Genomic DNA, 18,274 nt, shown 5'->3' with positions numbered 1-18,274 from the left:
TCTCTCCATCCTTTAGAAAGGGATAAAGACAGGAGCGCCCTGTCCTTATCCGATTCCTTTTATGCGTCTATTGGGTGTCCACCGCTGTCTGGAGCGCGTTCAGCAGTTCCTCCGGCGTTTGTTTGCTGGAGAAGAACTTGCCAAACGCGTTCTGGGAATCATCCTTGAACTTCGGCGTGCCGTAGTCGATGGCGGAAGCGCCGGATGTCGAAGCTGCGTTTACCAAAATATCTGTCAACGTCTTCTGAATCTCGCTCTCGCTGCCTGTCAGTTCATATTTCTGGGCAGGAACGGCCGCGCCGGTATCCCAAGCCGTCTTCGCCCATTGGTTTGCGCTCATCAGGTAGTCGAAAAATTTCTTCGCTTCTTCCGGATGCTTCGAGCTGCTTACGAGGGCATAACCGCCGCCGTTCCAAGCGAGCAGATCGTCAGCTGTACCTTTGCCGCCGTCGGCAACAGGGAATTTCACAACGCCAAGGTTTTGACGGAACACTTCAGGCAATGTCTCGTTGGTTGCCATGCCGGCTTCCCAAGAGCCCATGTACCACATTGCCGCTTTTCCTTGGGAGAACAGGTTTTGGGACGCGCCGTAATCCGCCGTCATGAAGGCATCCTGGAACATCTTCGCATCGCGCACGTCGGCGAGGTATTGAGCGGCTTTCAGGAAGCTCTCGTCATCGGCGAATTTGATCTTCTTATCGATGGCGTCCAGAATCAGATTCTGGTTGCCGCTGTAGCGAAGCACCACGTTCTGGAACATCTCGCCAAAGCTCCACAGGTCTTTGCCGTTGATCGACATTGGCGCGATGCCTTTGTCGCGGAAAGCTTTTGCCGCATCAAGCAGCTCGGTCATCGTTGTTGGCACCTTTACGCCGTTGTCTTCAAACAGCTTTTTGTTGTAGTAGATCACTTCATAGTCGCTGTTGCGCGGCAGGCCGTACAGCTTGTCGCCAAACGTAAACGATTTGTACACGCCAGGCAGGAAGTTGAATTGCTCGCCTTCGTAAGCTTTAGGATCCAGCTCTTTTACGTAACCGGCTTGCACCAGCGTATTAAGCTCGGCCCCGCCGTGAACCATGGTAATATCAAGCGGTTCGTTGGAAGACATATAAGCCTTGAGCTTGCTCTTGAAAGGCTCTTCCGCAAGCGTCTCGACGTCGATCTTGACGTTCGGATTTTCTTTCATGTAGTTATCGATAACCGTTTGTTCCGCAAGTCCTTGTCCGGATTTGCGGTCCGGCAGGTTGGAGAAGAAGCGCAGGGTTACCTTGCTGGCGCCGCCGCCGTTTCCGCTTGCGCTGTCCGCCGTATTCGAGCTGTTGTTGCTGCCGCATGCGGCAAGCGAAGCAACGGATGCAACCGCTAGAGTCAATATGGACGCACGCGCCCAGTTGGAATATCTCTTCATCGTAAATCCCCCTGATCTGTGATTAGGAATGTAAGCAATCTCTATTGCCTGCACCGATCATAACAAGCGGAATAATGGCTGGTCAGTAGAGAAAAAAAGACGAAGGTAGACGTTTGTCGAAACCTTTGCCAAAGTCATTGTGATTGCCGCATAGGAAGATTAGAATAACAAAAAAGCAAAGAAAAGGCTTGTGATCGTTCATGCTGCGCGCTTATTTCAACTTAAGCCTGAAGTTCAAAATCATTATTCCGTTCGCGCTGCTCATGACAGTTTTTTCCGCTCTGCTTGGGTATTATGCGATTCAAACCTCAAAAACTCAAATCGTAAACAAGGTCAGCTCAACGAATCTCGGGGTTGTCCGGGTTGTGGAAAATAACATGCAGTCGATGCAAAAGGCAATATCGAATTGGGTGACGGTCTTTGCCATGGACCCGTATATTCAGTCGACGCTCCAGATGGAGGTGCGCCCGCAAGAGGGAACGCTGGATCCTGCCTTGTACAATGGGTCAACAACAACGCTAATGAATCAGATGCTTTTGACGGGCAATTTCGATTATGTCGCCTTGTATGGGAAGGAAGGACCGCCGCTGTTCCAGGTTGCAACCGACGATAGCAGCGGTTCGGGCACCATTCAGGAAATCCAGGCCAATCTGATCTATAAAGAGACGGCTGCTTTGCGCGGAGCGCCTCTATGGTTTCCTTTAACCTCGGATAACGTGTTTATACAGAACAACCGCAAGGAGAAGATCGGGATGACCCGGATTGTCCGGAACATCAATAACGGCTATACCATCGGTTTTATATTTGTAGGCGTGAACCAAGAGACCATCAAAGCGCAGTACCTGGCGAATCTATACGACAAGGATCACGGCATCGTTATTCTGGATTCGACCGGCGAGCCGCTGCTGGAGGCGGGAAAACCTTTTTTCAAGGATGGACAGTCCGAGCTCGACGCCATTCGTACGGCTATTCCCGAATCGGGGTCAAAGGTCGTGAAGCTGGACGGAGAGAGCCTGCTGTTAACGTACAGCAAAGGGGAAAACGGCTGGCAGTATCTCTATGCGGTACCGCTCAGCACGCTTACCAAAGAGCTGAATTCCATCAAGCAGTTCGTCATGCTGCTTATCGCGGTGTGGCTCGTCATGAGTATTCCGGTTATGCTGCTGCTCACGACGTTCCTGACCGCTCCTATCAAAAATTTGCTGCTGTCGATGCGCCGTTTCCAGAACGGTCAATTCGACGAGAAAGTGGACGTCAAATACGGAGACGAGATCGGGTATTTGACTCAGGGGTACAACAGTATGGTAGAGAGCATCAAGGCGCTTGTTGACGATGCGTATGTCCTTAGGCTCAGGGAGCAGGAAGCCGAGCTTAAAGCGCTGCAGGCGCAGATTAATCCCCATTTCCTGTACAACATGCTGGACACGATATTCTGGGAGGCGGAATCCGCCGGCCAGGAGAAAATCAGCGAGATGATTATTAATCTGTCTCGTTTGTTCCGTTTAAGCCTTAACCGCGGCAAAAGCTTCACCAGCGTGGCGAAGGAGCGCGAGCTTCTCGAGCTCTATCTTTCCTTGCAGAAAATGCGCTTCCGCGATGTTCTCGAATACGAAGTCGACATCTCTCCCGAACTTGGCGAGTATGTCATTCTGAAGCTGCTGCTGCAGCCGTTTGTCGAGAACGCCATTGTACACGGCATCGAACGGAAGCGTGGCGGCGGATTTGTGCGGGTAACGGGCACCCGGGAAGGAGACCGCCTGAAGTTCGTTATCGAGGACAACGGATCGGGCATGGGGGAAGAGGAGCTGGCCAAGCTGACCGAGCTGCCGAAGGAAAGCGACGTCAACGTCGCGCAAGAAACAAGCGGTTATGCCGTCCGCAACGTTCATGAACGGCTGAAGCATTATTACAAGGATGATTTCGAATTGACCTATGACAGCAAGCCTGGACAAGGCACGCGGGTACAGCTCCTTATACCTGCGGTTCTATCGATGGGGGGAAGTGGCGACCATGTATCGACTGCTTATCGTGGATGATGAGGAGAGAGCCCGTACGGGCATAAAAATGCTGATTGACTGGGCGGCTCACCGCATCGAGATCGTTGGCGAGGCGCGGGATGGCGCGGAGGCGCTTGAGATCATGGAGGGCACGGACGTCGATATTCTGCTGACGGATATCCGGATGCCGGTAATGGACGGCTTGGAGCTGATCCAGCAGGTCTCAAAGCTGCATCCCGCTGTGAAATGCATCATTATGAGCGGGCATGACGAATTCGCCTACGCCCAGAAGGCGATGGCTTCCGGCGTGGCCCATTATCTGCTTAAGCCAAGCCGCCGGCAGGAAATTCTGGATCTGGTTGTCAAGCTGACGGAGGAGATCGCGGAAGAAAGACTGGAAAGCGAGAAGCTGGAGGGGCTCCGCAGCGGATTCCGGGAAAGCTTCCCTTTCCTCAAGGAATATGCGCTCAGCCGGCTCGCGCTGACCGAGAATCCTCCGTACGATCGGCTGCTTAGCAACCTGAAGCTGAGCGATATATCCTTTCCGCTTCCGTTTTTCGGCGCGTTAATCGTGCAAATCGATAACCTGCATCTCGTTCAACAAAGGTACGGCAGCGTAGATATTGAATTGTTCAAATACGCCCTCAAAAATATTGCCGAGGAGACGTTTGCGCCGTTATGCCGCTGCGCCGCCTTCGAGCACAACGATGACGTGGTGCTGCTGATGAACGCGGAGGAATGGCTCGACACAAAGCTGCTCCTGCCATACGCGGAAGCCGTTCAGCATAATGCGGAAGGCTATCTCAAGTTTACCGTCTCGGTGGGGATTGGCAGCTTTGACCGGGATATCCTGCATTTCCGCCCTTCGTTTCAAGAAGCGGAGAAGGCGTTAAACGCGAAATTTTACGAGGGCAGCGCAAAGATCACCGATTATCTCGAAGCGGCGGAGGAGGAGGATTTCACGCATGCCTCTTATCCGCTGGAGAGAGAGAAGGCCGTCCTTCAGGCGATTGTAAAAGGGGAGGAAGCGTTGATCCGCGGCAGCCTGCAGGACTTCCTCGCTTCCCTGCAGCCGGAGAGCTCTTCGAAGGAGAATGTCAGCAATTCGATCTATGCGCTCTATTTCGCTCTCTACCGGGATTGCATTGAACGGAATGTCAACGTGATGGAGGTATTCGGCAGAGGTCTGGTTGAAATCCCCCGCATGATGGCCCGTTCCGGCCTGGAGCATATTATGGCAACGCTGACGGATACGGCGCTCAAAATCGCGGATCAGCTGTCCGCGCGCAAAAACGGCAACAAGCTGTTCGAGTCGATACTCGCTTATGTGCACGAGCATTTCCGGCTTGATATAAGCCGGGAATCGGTTGCCCGGGAGGTGTACGTTACGCCGGGCTATATCAGTTATTTGTTCAAGCAGCAGCTGCAGACAAGCTTTATCGAGTATCTTCACCGTACTCGTATTGAGTACGCGTCCGGTCTGCTGAGGGATCCAAGCCTAAGGATCTCGGATATCGCCCACGAATCCGGGTACCAGGACGAGAAGTACTTTTTCCAGGTGTTCAAGAAGCATACCGGCATGACGCCAACCCAATATCGCAATAATCTATAAAACCTTTGACAGGGGAGAGATGACGTTGAACAAGCTGTTATATGGGGTAGCCTATTACGACGAGTATATGCCTTACGAACGATTAAGCACGGATATTGAGATGATGAAGGCGGCCGGCATTAACCTGGTCCGCATCGCGGAATCGACCTGGAGCACGCATGAGCCTCATAACGGCGTCTTTGATTTCTCCAGCGTGGACCGCGTGCTGGATGCCATGCATGAAGCGGGCATTCATGTAATTGTCGGAACGCCAACCTACGCGGTGCCAACCTGGATGGTGAAGGAGCACCCGGATGTGCTGGCGGAGACGCCGGACGGACCGGGCCGTTACGGGGCGCGGCAGATTATGGACATTACGAACCCTTCGTATTTGTTTTATTCCGAGCGTATTATCCGCAAGCTGATCAGCCGGGTATGCGATCATCCTGCCGTGATCGGTTATCAGGTGGATAACGAAACGAAGCATTACCGGACAAGCGGTCCTAACGTGCAGCTTCGCTTCGTTAAATATATGAGGGAGAAGTTCGGTACGGTAGAGCGGCTGAACGAGGAATTTGGCCTCGATTACTGGAGCAACCGGATCAACAGCTGGGAGGACTTCCCGTCGGCAGCCGGTACGATTAACGGCAGCCTTGGAGCCGAGTTCGCAAGATTCCAGCGGCAGCTCGTGACCGATTTCCTCGCGTGGCAGGCATCTATCGTAAACGAGTATAAACGTCCCGGTCAATTCGTTACGCATAACTTCGATTTTGAATGGCGGGGTTATTCGTTTGGCGTTCAGCCGGACGTGGACCATTTTGAAGCGGCCAAGGCGCTCGATATCGCTGGCGTTGATATTTATCATCCGTCGCAGGACGATCTCACCGGGAAGGAAATTTCCTTCGGCGGAGACTCGACCCGCTCGCTGAAAGGGACGAACTATTTCGTGCTGGAGACGCAAGCCCAAGCGTTCCCGAACTGGACGCCATATCCGGGCCAGCTGCTGCAGCAGGCATTCAGCCACTTGGCTTCCGGCGCCAATATGGTCGAGTATTGGCATTGGCATTCCATTCATAACTCCTTCGAAACGTATTGGAAAGGATTGCTCAGCCATGACTTGGGGCCAAATCCGACTTATAACGAAGCGAAGCTTGTTGGGCGCCAGTTCGCCCGTTTGTCAGATAAGCTGGTTAACCTCAAGAAGACGAATCGCGCTGCCGTTCTTGTGAGCAACGAAGCGTTGACGTCCCTCGACTGGTTCAAGCTGCCTGGCGGAGAGATCCGTTATAATGATATCGTTCGCCTCATGTACGACCGGCTGTACGAGATGAATATCGGCTGCGATATTTTGCACCCGGGGTCTGTCGAGCTGCTGGGCAATTACGATTTAATCGTAATACCGGCGTTGTACGCCGCATCGGATGAACTTCTTGAGGCGTTGAACCGCTACGTCGCGAACGGCGGGCATGTCGTATATACGTTCAAGAGCGGTTTTGCCAACGAGCATATTAAGGTGCGGACGGGCGCTCAGCCCGGTCTCATCGAGAAGGCATGCGGCATTCGCTATTCGCAATTTGTAGAGCCGAACAAGGTATCGCTGAAAGGCAATCCGTTTGGCGTTGGAGAGTCCGACAATAACGTAGAGGTGTGGATGGAGCTGCTTACGCCAACTACGGCGGAGGTGCTTGCTTGGTATGATCACCCGCATTGGGGACAATACGCGGCGATCACGACCAACCGGCATGGCGAAGGCGTCGCAACCTATATCGGCTGCCTTCCAAGCGAAGCGGTTGCCCGCAAAGTGCTGGAGGGAGCATGCCGCGAAGCGGGTATTTGGGGAGCGGATCAAGAGCTCCAGTTCCCGATTATCGTGAAGACGGGGACTAACGAGTCCGGCAAAACAATCCGCTATTATTTCAATTATTCGGATGCTCCGCAATCGTTCGTTTATCCTCATGGAGACGGCGCCGAGCTGCTCGCGGACCGCGGGCTCCGCTCGGGAGAGACGATTGAGCTTGAGCGCTGGGGCGTAGCGATTATAGAGGAAGCATAAGTGAAAAGGCTGTCCCGATAAGTCATCAAGATGACAATGGGACAGCCTTTTCTATTTTGACATCGCCATTGTTGGCTAGACCGTTGTCCATTGTGCATAGCGAAGTGGAGCTGCATTATTTTATTGGAGTGAATCCAACGTACGTCTGCAAATGAATTAATTCAAGATGCGGTTGCGGGTTATTTGCAGGGACTTGTTTTTCAGATCCTGAATCTCGCTCATTAGCGAGGCCAGTTTGGACGAATAATGCTGCTTCAGCTCGGCGTCCTTTAACGAGGCTAGATTGATCTCGATCGTCAGCAAAGCCGATTGTGCGGCAGCTTCGAACAAGATCGCTCCGATTCCCAGATCGGAGATGACGTTCTTGTTAGAAGATTCCGCAATGTGATGGGTAAATACCAGACCCTCCCGGCATACCTCAATGAGACGAAGGGGAACCTCAATCGCTTGAATCGCAGCTTCGTGAAGCGCGTTTTTGCGTATGAGTTTCTCATCATCGGAGCTCTTAGGAAGCTTTAGCGCGTCCATGTATTTATTGAACGATGAGATATCCGCCTGAAGCAGCTCTTCGCATTCTGCCGTTAAACGATGCATCTTCTCTATGACTTCAACAATCGTAGATTGAATATCGGCGAACTTTTCTCCTTGCGTCAGGTTGCCGACCATGGAAGTCATCGAAGCTCCAAGCGCAGCAATTAATGCCGCTACGCTACCTCCACCCGGCGTAGGATTGGAGCTGCCGGCTTGCTGCAGAAAATAGCGGATGGAATCATCCCACGTCGTTGTTGCAGTCATCTATTTGCCCTCCCCAAGTTGAAGGTCAATAGCCTTCATCAGATTCTCGTACAGGATTGCCGTCGTTAACGTTCCGACCCCGCCTGGTACGGGGGATACCGCCGCTGCGATTGGTTGGACGTTGATTGCAACATCGCCGACCATTTTACCGTCCGGCGTTTCATTGATTCCGGCATCGATTATAACGAGATCGGAATGAACCATGGCTTGCGTAACGACATTTGGACGGCCCACGGCGACAAAGGCGATATCGGCATGGCCCAGATGAGAAGCGATGTCCGGCGTGCGCGAGTGACAGACGGTTACGGTGGCGTTCTCGCGTTGAAGCATATGGAACAGCGGGAGTCCGACGGTTTGGCCGCGTCCGACGAGCGTTACGTTCTTGCCTTCAAGCGTATAACCGTAATGCTTTAGAAGCCGAATACAGGATTGAGGGGTAGCCGGATAGAGACCGGTGTCGCCAGTTACCGTAGCAAGCTTATTGTCAGGCGTAACTCCATCCACGTCTTTCAGCGGGGAGATCGCCTTCTCAATGGTGCTCGCCGACAGATGCCGGGGCAGGGGGAGCTCCAGCATAATGCCATGCACGGATAGATCATTGTTCAACCGATGAACAAGCCGGAGGATCTCGTCTTCCGTAACCTCGGCCGTAAATGAGTGGAGAGTAAAAACTACGCCCAGCTTCTCGGCAATTCGTTGTTTGGCCCCGGCATAATAGGCCGATGCGGGATCTCCTTCGACCAGAATGGTCGCCATATGAGGCTGGACTCCGTTCTGCTTCCACTCTTCGACCTTCGTCCGGATTCCTTCGTATACCTGATCTGCTGCTTCCTTCGCTTTCAAGAGCTTTGTCATTCCAATCCCTCCATGCCATTGTTCATGAACGAAAAAAAAAGCACCTGCGGAAGGCTCGCGAAAAACGCGAGTCTATCCATCAGATACTTTTCCCAGGCGAACGGAACGTCCAAGCCGTATGCTCCCTCGTGGTTGATTCCACTTTTTTCGCCAGTCGCATACAACGTTATTTTTCTTACTGTATCAAAAGTTTGAACGAAAGAAAAGGCGGTTACCTGTTCTTTTTGTAAGGGCTGAAACAAATTTCATCTGAAAATATTCCAAAAATGAACATATGAAAAAAGCGGGATGGTTTACTGCTAAAAAATTAATATTACGATGACATTTGTCCAATTTAACGGTGCTATAATGCAGGTGAGGTAAGGCTAACTCGTTTTTTGTAGATCTTTGTAGAATTTTGTAGAAAGGAGTTCTATTCTCTTGCAAGGCATAAATAGGAATCGAATAGCCGCGATCCGTTAGCTTTTGGCGGGGCACACGGACCACGGCTTCTGAAGAAACCGGCTTATCGGCGGTTTATTTGCCGTTGATAAGCAAGCCCTATTTATTTTATCACATTATAGCTTGGCCTACCTCTGTTAGCAGACTTATTTCCATAATGAATTCATTGAACGGAGGCATTTAAGTGGGTTATTCGGCATTAAAAAATAAACGCGTATTCGGCATTGTTTTATCCGTTATGATGCTTTTCACGCTACTGCAGCCGGGCAGTCTTTTGCCTAAGGCATCCGCAGCTTCTGCGGTGACGCTTGCGAAATGGGACGGGACGGGCACGGGAGTAGCTGATCTTCCTGCGAACCAAAACGTTACGCTTGATGTCAACAAGGACAAGAAGATGACGACAAGTCTATCAGCGGTTACGTTTTCCAACGATGCATCAACTCCTGCAATGCCAGTTGTCAGCGGCAAAGATTGGAAGGTCGGCGATTATTGGCAGGTTTCTCTTGTGTCTTCCGGCTATACGAACCTTAAAGTATCGTCGGTTCAAAGAGGGTCGAACACAGGACCGAGAGATTTCCAACTTCAATATAGTTTAGACGGGACAACCTGGAACGATGTTGCAGGCGGCACCGTCAAAGTTCAAAACGATTGGACGACAGGCGTACTGACCAATGTTGCACTGCCTTCCCAAGCGGACAATCAGGCAATGGTTTATTTGAGATGGACGCTCGTTGACAATATTTCCGTCCGTGCGGGTACGGGGTCATACTCCGCAACCGATCCGCTTGGAGCCACGGGGACCAACCAGATCGAAAATATCGTTGTAACCGGCGATTCGTCTGACGGGTCCGGCGGCGATGTCGGCAACGGCGGTAACGATAACGGCGGCGTACAAACATCGACACCTCCGGTCGTAAACAAAATTACGTTTGTGGACGACTATGCGACACTAAACGGCGATATCGGAGCAGTGCCGGCAAATGCTGAAGTTAAAGCATACGATGCGGACAATATGTCGCTTGGCAATACGACCGCAAACGCGGACGGCTCGTTTACTTTGACCATCAGCAATCCGACTCATGCGGGAACGGTGACGGTAACCGCGACGGAAACGGGCAAAGAAGAGAGTGCGAAGGTGAACATATCGGTCGGACAAACTGCCGCACCGAATGCAACCAAAATTACTTATTCGAGCCACTCGACCGTGTCGGGAACAGCATCCGCCGTAGCTGGCCGCTCAGCCGTTACGATCTATTTGGCGGATGGCACAACTCCGGCAGGCTCGACAACAGCCGAAGCGGACGGTTCGTTTACGGTTAGCCTTTCCAATGCGGACGGCAATGCGAAAATTTACGTGACTGCAAAAGCGGCGAACAAGCTAGTCAGCTCCAAGACCGGCGTTGATTTTGCGATCGCCAACCCGAATAAAGCTAATCCCGGTGACGTTGTCTTCAGCATGCTGAACGTTAGCGGATCGGCGAACGGGGTTTACAAGAACAAATTCTTCGAGCTGTACAACCGTACGGACCATGATATCAGCTTGAAAGGCTGGATTGTCGAGTACAGTGCTTTAGGCACGCCTAAGACAAAAGGATCGGGTACGGCGCTTAACGGCACGATCAAAGCTCATAGTTATTATCTGGTGAACGATGCAGTCAACGCCAATGGAGCATCTGCCGTTCCCGTGACAGCCGATGCTTCCGGCTCCTTGGGACCTAATTCGGGCTCCTCCGGCGGCGGCATTATGATTCTGACGCAAGCATCAACAGTGACATCAGATCCGACTAACGAGAATATTGTCGACTTGGTTGCTTACGGCAGCGCATCTTCCTTCTTTGATGGCAAGACATTCTTATGGGGAAGGCCGTTCATCGCATCGGATATCGCAAGCGGTGTTATGGTGCGCAAAACCGAGATTGGCTCGGACCCGCGTGCGGCTGTTGGCATGCATAACGGTGCTTACTTCACGAAGGATCCTTCGAAGGATTTCGTGACATTCGTACCAAAATCGGCAGCGGCGCCATCCGAAATCATCATGAAGAATGCTTCCTACAAAGAAACGCCTGTAGCTGCCAATATTACATTTGACGGTGCTGCATTGGTGAGCGGTGCGGCGGATGCGGCCGTGGCGAATTCGACGGTGAAAGCCTATGCCTATGTTAACGGTGCGTTCACCGCGGTTGGACAAACGACAGCGGGATTGAACGGTTCGTTTACGATGACCATCCAGAATTCCACCGGCATTCATTCCGTTTACCTCACGCATGCGTATGCGAATGCGGAAAGCCCTTATACACGCATCGACGCGTCTTCCTACACGAAACCGGCAATCGCGGCTATTAGCGACGTACGTGCTTCGGATGCAAAAGGCATGACGCAGCAGGTTGGTTATACGACAACCGTCGAAGGTGTCATTACGACGGCTAACGGCGTGCTCGGTACGGAGCCAACCCATTTCTACGTGCAGGACGCTGCAGGCGGTCTTAGCGTCATTGCCGGAGCGGTTCCAAGCGTATCCATCGTACCGGGACATAAAGTCAAAGTGACAGGCACGATTGTGTTTACAGCCGGTATGGTTCAGCTTCTGGCTTCCTCGATCGAAGATGAAGGCGATCAAGGCCTGCCTGCAGCAACGAAGGTTGAGCTTGCACAAGCTTCAATGGCTGCTACCATGGAGCCGCTGGAAGGCACGCTTGCTGTAATCAAAGGGAAGGTTACGAATACGGCAGCATCCGGAGCGGATACGGACGTAACGCTTACGGATGATGCGAACAATACGTTTATCGTTAGAGTAACGGCAGGCTCGGGCATTGATATGTCGGGCAATACCATTGCACTAAACGAAACGTATTCCTTTACCGGCATTATCGGACAGGCTGATCGGGTATCCCCGTATGACAGCGGCTACCGTTTGATGCCACGCAGCGCTACGGACGTCAAAGGCGAGCTCCAATTCAGCCATACGCCTCTTGAGAAAGCCTACACTCGCGTGGACGTCAGCTTTGAAGCCATGGCGAAGTTCGCCGATTCCGTAACGCTTTATTATAAAGGGGCGGAAGGCGAAAATTATCGTTCCGTTCAGCTGACAGCTGCGGACAAGGTGCATTATAACGGCCATATTCCGCAATCGGATGTTCCGACGACGGGCAAGCTATTCTATTACATCGAAGCGGTGTCCGGCGAGGTTAAGGCCGGTTCCGGCAGCAGCGCTGAGCCAATTGTTATCGACATCGTTGAAGATAAAGACGGCCCTGCCATTACAAGCTTATCTCCTGCGGAAGGAGATAAGCTCCAAACGCAGCATCCGGCTATTTCCGCAACGTATAACGATCCAAGCGGTATTGATTTTGCTAATGCCACGCTGAAAATCGACGGCGTTGATTACACGCAGCGTGCAGCATTCTCGGCTACACAGGCGACGCTTACGCTGACCGCAGACGATGATTTGGCTGTAGGCGACCACACCATTCAGTTGATTATCCAGGATGCTCTTGGCAACGTAACGGATAAATCGTGGACGTTTACAATTGAAGCACGTTTTTCCGGCGGCAACCATTATTACGGCACAACGCATAACCATACGAATATTTCGCATGACGCGCACGGCGACCCTCAAACCGCGCTTGATCAGGCAAAATATTACGGCTATGACTATTTCGCCTTCTCTGACCATTCCCATGATATCGACGCTGCAATTCGCGGAACGGCAGGAGATGCGGCTTCCCATGGCGGCATGCCTGAGCGCAAGGGCGGCGAAAGCTGGGCGCTGACTAAGTCGCTCGCCAAATCGAATACGGTTGACGGACAATTCGTGGTATTCCCGGCATTCGAAATGACATCGACCACTTGGGGCCACTCGAACGTATTCGGCACGGACAATTTCATCGACCGGGTTGAAGACGGCAGCATGTATCAGGACCTGGACAAGTATTACTCTTGGGTAATGACTTACGATGACATCGTTGCCCAATTCAATCATCCGAACGCACCTACGGGCGCATTCAACAGCTTCTTGCCTTACAACAAGCAAGTAGACAAGCTGTTCACCTTGTTCGAAGTCGGCAACGGCTCCGGCAACTACTCCTATGTCAATCTTGAAAACCTGTACTATAAGGCACTCGACATCGGCTGGCATGTCGCACCAACCTTCGGTGAAGACAATCATGATGCGACTTGGGGCCAAACAAAGAGACGTACAGTAATTGTCTCGAAAGATTTGACGACGGATTCGCTTATGGATGCGATGCGCAATATGCGCGTTTACATGACCGAGGATCCAAACGCTAAATTGGACGCAACGGCAAACGGCTGGTATATGGGTTCTACCGTCGACAGCAAGACGCTCAATTTCAACATCTCCGGCAGCGATGACGTGCTCGAGAACAAATCCGACCCGCATTACAGCTATATTGCAACGCAGTCCAACGATAACGTTGCAAAGGTTGAACTGATCACGAACGGCGGCGTAATAGCGGCAACGTATACTCCGACGTCTAATCAGACTTCGTTCAATTGGAAGCCAACCGTAACGGTTGCAGGCGGACAACAATGGTTCGTCGTTCGCGTTACGCAAGCTGACGGAGACCGCATTTACTCCGCGCCGTTCTGGTCGGAAGAAGAAGCGGTCGCTGTGAAGGTCGGCACCGTTGTTGCCGCGGAAGGCGCCATCATTGGCGGCAATGCAGCAACGCTGAACGCTTCGATCAGCAACCAAGGTACGGAAACCATTAACGGGATGACGGTCTCGTACTACTACGATCAACAAGACAGCGGTCATCTGATCGGTCAGACGACCATTGATTCCTTGGCTAGCGGGAAATCAACGACAGCGAGCGTCATCTGGAGCAATCCGGTGGCAGGCAATCATGACATCATCGTTGTTCTGACAACGGCTGATGCAACGCTGAACGAGTACCATCAATCCTTCTCTATTAAAGCGCCGCTTGGCAAAAAGATTCTGATCGACGCTTCGAAGAACAACGAGAACACAACCAAGGATACCGGCAGCTATAAAGACAACCTGAAGTCGTTTACGAACCAGATGAGACTCCAAGGCTATACCGTTGCCGAGAATACGGCGTCGACGATTACCGGTTCCGCTCTGAACGGCGCGGCGGTGCTGTATATTTCCCACCCGGCGGCTCCTTATAGCGCGGATGAAATTACGGCTATTAAAAACTTCGTTAATAACGGAGGCTCGGTCTGGCTGGCGGATAAGAGCAACTATGGCGCTACCAACCAGAATCTGAATCCGCTTCTTGAAGGCATCGGCTCCACGATTGTGCTGAATAACGACGAAGTGGTTGACGAGACAAAAGACGGCAACTTCTGGTCTACGCCGCTTACTTCGAACTATTCGGTCCGCTTGCATCCGAAGCCTGTCAGCAACTATTTGACGGATTTCGTATCGACCATCGAGTATTACAGCGGATCCAGCTTGGCGAAGAACAGCGGCGGTCCGGTCAAAGCGGAACTGAAGGACAGCGATACGGTAACGGTTCTGGCACGAGGCAACGAGTCCACATTCCAGCTTGCTTCGCAGATGAAGAGCGATACGGCCCCGTATAATGTAGCGTCTTCCCCGGCTCCCGCAGACTTGACGGGCGGCTCGGCGATTCCGCTCATCGCGTCGGAAACGGTTGGTGCCGGAAGAATTATCGTATCGGGCATGAATATTTTCAACGACAAACAGATGGACGAAAGCTTTAACGCAAAGGGCAATAACGAATTTGCGCTTAACGCGATCAACTGGCTTGCGCACCGCGAGACGGTTGTAAGTTCGATTGCAGAAGCACGCGCGCTGCCGGTCGGCACAGATGTTGTCGTACAGGGAACCGTAACATCCGATTCGGAAATATTCTTCGACGCTTTCTACCTGCAGGACGCAACCGGCGGTATTATGGCGTTTAACGAATTGCCTGAGCATACGCTCTCTTTGGGTGACGTTGTGCGGGTATACGGTCATATCAGCGAATTCGAAAATAACATTGAGCTGGAGTATAACGGCTTTGCGGCCAGCGTCGTAAAAGTCAGCTCCGGATCATCGCCTGATCCGAAGCCGGTCAGCACGCATGATGCAGTAGCTGCTGCGAACTTGGGTCAACTGGTGAAGGTGATCGGCACCGTAACGTCGATCCCGGACAGCAATTCTTATGTTATCGATGACGGCAGCGGACCGCTGCTTGTGTTCGCGGACGGTTATATCGTCGATCAGAGCGGACCGATTCCGGTTCTTAGCGTGGGAGAAACGCTGCAAGCCGTAGGCTTGTCCGGCGGTTATTCCGGAGGCATGCGGATCCGCGTCCGGAATACGAAAGAGCTGTCCAAGGTTGAACAGACCGCTGCCGGCTTGGCTGCAGCGCTGACAAGTCTCCCGGCGCCGGCGAAGGATGCGACATCTTGGACATTGCCGGCAGCACCGACAGGTTTCACGTACAGCATTAAGAGCGTGACGCCAACCGGCGTTATCGCAACAGACGGCACGGTTACGCCGCCATCTGAAGCAACAACGGTACAGGTTGTCGTGACGGTAACGAAAATATCCGATCAATCGACGGCGGAGACGGCACCAATCCCGGTCATCGTTCCGGCGAAGACGCCATCGGACAATGGTAACAACGGCGGAAACAACGGTGGCAATAACAGCGGAAGCAACAATGGCGGTTCGACCGAAACGCCAAGCAACGTTACTCCGGTAACCGCCGACATGCTTAAGCAAGGTGTTACGACTGTAGCCTTGAAGCCGGACACAACGGCATTCAGCCTGCCTGGCAATGCATCAGAGCTGCTTGGAAGTCATCCGCTTGTTCTGCAATCGGGCAGCGTAGAGCTGCAATTGCAGCCAGAGTTGCTCAAGCAATTGACCGCGCAAGTATCCGGAACGGATCTTTCGAAGGGCACGATCTCCATCCAGATGGCTCCGTTAAGCTCGAATGACGCCAGCCAGGCGATTTCGAGAAGCGAGAATAACAGCCATTCTGTCATCCGGGTCGAAGGCCAGATTTACGAATTCAGCCTTTCCTTCACGACGGCTGCGGGCGCAACATCGAAGCTCACGCAATTCAATGAGCCGATCACGCTCCGCCTGAAGGTTGATCCTTCGGCTGCAGCTGCAAATCCAGGCTTGCTTGGCATCTTCTACATCGGTGACGACGGCAAGCTGGAGTACATCGGCGGCGATTATGCGAATGGCGTAATGACTGCCGAGATCCGCCATTTCAGCAAATATGCCGTTCTTAAAGTAACGCATAATTTCAGCGACGTAACGTCGGGCTTCTGGGCGTATAACGTCATTCAGGAAATGGCAGCCAAACAAATCGTTAACGGTACAAGCGATACGGCCTTTGAACCAAATCGGGCGATTACGCGCGGCGAATTTACGAAGCTGTTGGTAAATGCGCTGAAGCTGACCGCTTCGACGACAAAATCGTTCGCTGACGTACCTGGCAGCGCGTATTACGCGGAGCCAATCTCGATTGCGTACAGCAATGGCATTGTAACCGGCCGTACCGCAACCACGTTTGATCCGCAAGGCATCATCACCCGCGAGGAAATGGTCGCCATGATGATGAGAGCTTACGAGGTCGTTAAGAAGCAGCCGATCGATACCGTGAACGAATCTTCATTTGCGGACATCGGTACGGTATCGGGCTGGGCGAAAAATTACGTAAATGCCGCTGCCAAGCTCAAGCTGATCAATGGCCGCTCGGGCAATAAATTTGTACCGAAGGGCATTACGACTCGCGCTGAAGCCGTGCAAGCGATTTACAACCTCATGAACAAATAAAGAAGCAAAGTATTGATTTTTTCAAAAGCAAGGCAGAGTGCCGTGTCGACAGATCGGCACTCTGCTCCTTGTTTTGTCTTGAAATTGCCGTTTACGCTTGATCGAAGGGAGAACGGATCATGTTTGCGCACAAGTTAGGAAAGATTATCGCCGGAATAGGCGGGACCATTGCAATTGCTTTAACAGCCGTATCTTTTCCATTGGCGGCATCGGCGCATGCGTACAGCGCCAGCTATACGACCGTGGATTTGACGAAGTCCGGCACCGTGGTCACTTACGCGATTGATGAATTGTCCGTCATCGAATGGGTAGGCGGCGACGCCAATGACAACAAGATGCTCGAGCCAGAAGAGTTCGAAGCGGATAAGGAACCTTTTGCGGATGTATTCAATAAAAACATAACTTTGAAAATAGGCGGGAAAGCACAGGCGCCGGTTCAGATCGAGAACTACTATCTTAACCGCAAAGGCGATGCCACGCAGGTGATTATGCAGGTTCGTTATCCGGCCGCATCCGGAGGCGAATCGCTCTCGCTTTCAGATACACTGTACGAGAAGGATGCCAAGACCAATTACGTGAATTTGCTGACGATCCATTACGGCTCCGGTCAAAGCACTTCGGCATTAAACGGCGGCGACCGGACATGGGCGATGCAAATAACGGATGATCAATACGCGGCTTTGCCCACAGACATGCAGCCGGTTGCTGCCGGCGGCGGAGATCAAGCAAACGATGCGGCTGAAGGCGCCGTTTCCGGCAACACCGTTACGGAAAGCAGCCAAAGCGCGACCTCCGGCTGGTATTCGTTTTTTAAACTAGGCATGCATCACATTCTTGGCGGTTACGACCATCTGCTCTTCTTATTCTCGCTGCTAATTGCCAGACAAACGATTAAGCAGTATTTCGTTATGATCACGGCATTTACGGTCGCGCATAGCATCACGTTGTCCATGACCGTCCTTGGCTGGATCAGCGTCCCCGGCGCATTTGTGGAACCGATGATCGCCTTAAGCATCTGTTATGTAGCGATTGACAATATGGTGCGTCCGCAAGTCAGCTACCGGTGGATGCTTACGTTTTTGTTCGGCTTGATCCATGGCATGGGCTTCGCGGATATTCTGGTTGGCATGAATATACCGCGCAAGGAAATGGGCGTTGATCTCGCCAGCTTTAATCTGGGCATCGAAGCGGTCCAATTGGGGATTGTCTGCCTTGCTCTTCCGATTATTCTGGCTCTTCATCGTTACCGGCACGCGAGAAAATTCGTATTGGCCGGTTCCAGCACGGCTTTGCTGTTGGGTGGAATTTGGCTTGTTGAACGGGTATTCATCGGATAAATCGGGAGCGT

At 52.3% G+C, this 18,274-nt stretch carries 8 protein-coding genes and 1 riboswitch; of the genes, 5 read left to right on the top strand and 3 right to left on the bottom strand.

The annotated features are described in order from the left end of the window. Positions 1-67: 67 nt before the first annotated feature. A complete protein-coding gene (locus WFK81_RS23325; RefSeq protein WP_336788909.1) occupies positions 68-1,408 on the bottom strand; it encodes an ABC transporter substrate-binding protein in 1,341 nt (446 codons plus the stop codon). Between the two features lie 200 nt (positions 1,409-1,608). Between WFK81_RS23325 and WFK81_RS23320 the strand changes: the two genes are divergently transcribed. From WFK81_RS23320 to WFK81_RS23310, 3 genes are read left to right on the top strand one after another with little or no spacing between them, the layout of a single operon-like run. After that, positions 1,609-3,444: a cache domain-containing sensor histidine kinase gene (locus WFK81_RS23320; RefSeq protein ID WP_336788907.1), complete on the top strand. Its 1,836-nt coding sequence runs from the start codon at positions 1,609-1,611 to the stop codon at positions 3,442-3,444. Continuing rightward, positions 3,419-5,017, top strand: a complete 1,599-nt coding sequence (locus tag WFK81_RS23315; protein ID WP_336788905.1) for a response regulator — start codon at positions 3,419-3,421, stop codon at positions 5,015-5,017. Before WFK81_RS23320 ends, WFK81_RS23315 begins: the two co-directional genes overlap by 26 nt. Before the next feature lie 25 nt (positions 5,018-5,042). Continuing rightward, on the top strand, positions 5,043-7,049 hold the full coding sequence (locus tag WFK81_RS23310) for a beta-galactosidase (RefSeq protein WP_336788903.1): 2,007 nt from the start codon (positions 5,043-5,045) through the stop codon (positions 7,047-7,049). 156 nt (positions 7,050-7,205) lie between these two features. Here the strand turns inward: WFK81_RS23310 and WFK81_RS23305 are convergent, their stop codons facing one another. Continuing rightward, positions 7,206-7,844 (bottom strand): cyclodeaminase/cyclohydrolase family protein, encoded by a 639-nt coding sequence (locus tag WFK81_RS23305; protein ID WP_336788902.1) that lies wholly within the window; start codon positions 7,842-7,844, stop codon positions 7,206-7,208. Next, positions 7,845-8,699, bottom strand: coding sequence for a bifunctional 5,10-methylenetetrahydrofolate dehydrogenase/5,10-methenyltetrahydrofolate cyclohydrolase (locus WFK81_RS23300; protein WP_336788900.1), 855 nt, complete (start codon positions 8,697-8,699; stop codon positions 7,845-7,847). An 83-nt stretch (positions 8,700-8,782) separates the two neighbouring features. Further along, positions 8,783-8,867, bottom strand: a riboswitch (ZMP/ZTP riboswitch). A 457-nt stretch (positions 8,868-9,324) separates the two neighbouring features. On the opposite strand from WFK81_RS23300, the gene WFK81_RS23295 reads away from it, so the two are divergent. Both WFK81_RS23295 and WFK81_RS23290 read left to right on the top strand, forming a co-directional pair. Further along, on the top strand, positions 9,325-16,926 hold the full coding sequence (locus WFK81_RS23295) for an S-layer homology domain-containing protein (protein WP_336788898.1): 7,602 nt from the start codon (positions 9,325-9,327) through the stop codon (positions 16,924-16,926). A gap of 119 nt (positions 16,927-17,045) precedes the next feature. After that, a complete protein-coding gene (locus WFK81_RS23290) occupies positions 17,046-18,263 on the top strand; it encodes a HupE/UreJ family protein (protein WP_336788896.1) in 1,218 nt (405 codons plus the stop codon). Positions 18,264-18,274 lie beyond the last annotated feature (11 nt).

It is taken from the genome of Paenibacillus sp. MMO-177 (assembly GCF_037147795.1).
GTDB lineage: Bacteria > Bacillota > Bacilli > Paenibacillales > Paenibacillaceae > Pristimantibacillus.
This window is presented reverse-complemented; position numbering and strand designations above follow the sequence as displayed.

Bases quoted from the DNA above. Each gene is read 5' to 3' on its own strand.
- WFK81_RS23300 (WP_336788900.1), bottom strand. From the start codon at position 8,699: ATGACAAAGCTCTTGAAAGCGAAGGAAGCAGCAGATCAGGTATACGAA.
- WFK81_RS23325 (WP_336788909.1), bottom strand. From the start codon at position 1,408: ATGAAGAGATATTCCAACTGGGCGCGTGCGTCCATATTGACTCTAGCG.
- WFK81_RS23305 (WP_336788902.1), bottom strand. From the start codon at position 7,844: ATGACTGCAACAACGACGTGGGATGATTCCATCCGCTATTTTCTGCAG.
- WFK81_RS23290 (WP_336788896.1), top strand. From the start codon at position 17,046: ATGTTTGCGCACAAGTTAGGAAAGATTATCGCCGGAATAGGCGGGACC.
- WFK81_RS23320 (WP_336788907.1), top strand. From the start codon at position 1,609: ATGCTGCGCGCTTATTTCAACTTAAGCCTGAAGTTCAAAATCATTATT.
- WFK81_RS23315 (WP_336788905.1), top strand. From the start codon at position 3,419: ATGTATCGACTGCTTATCGTGGATGATGAGGAGAGAGCCCGTACGGGC.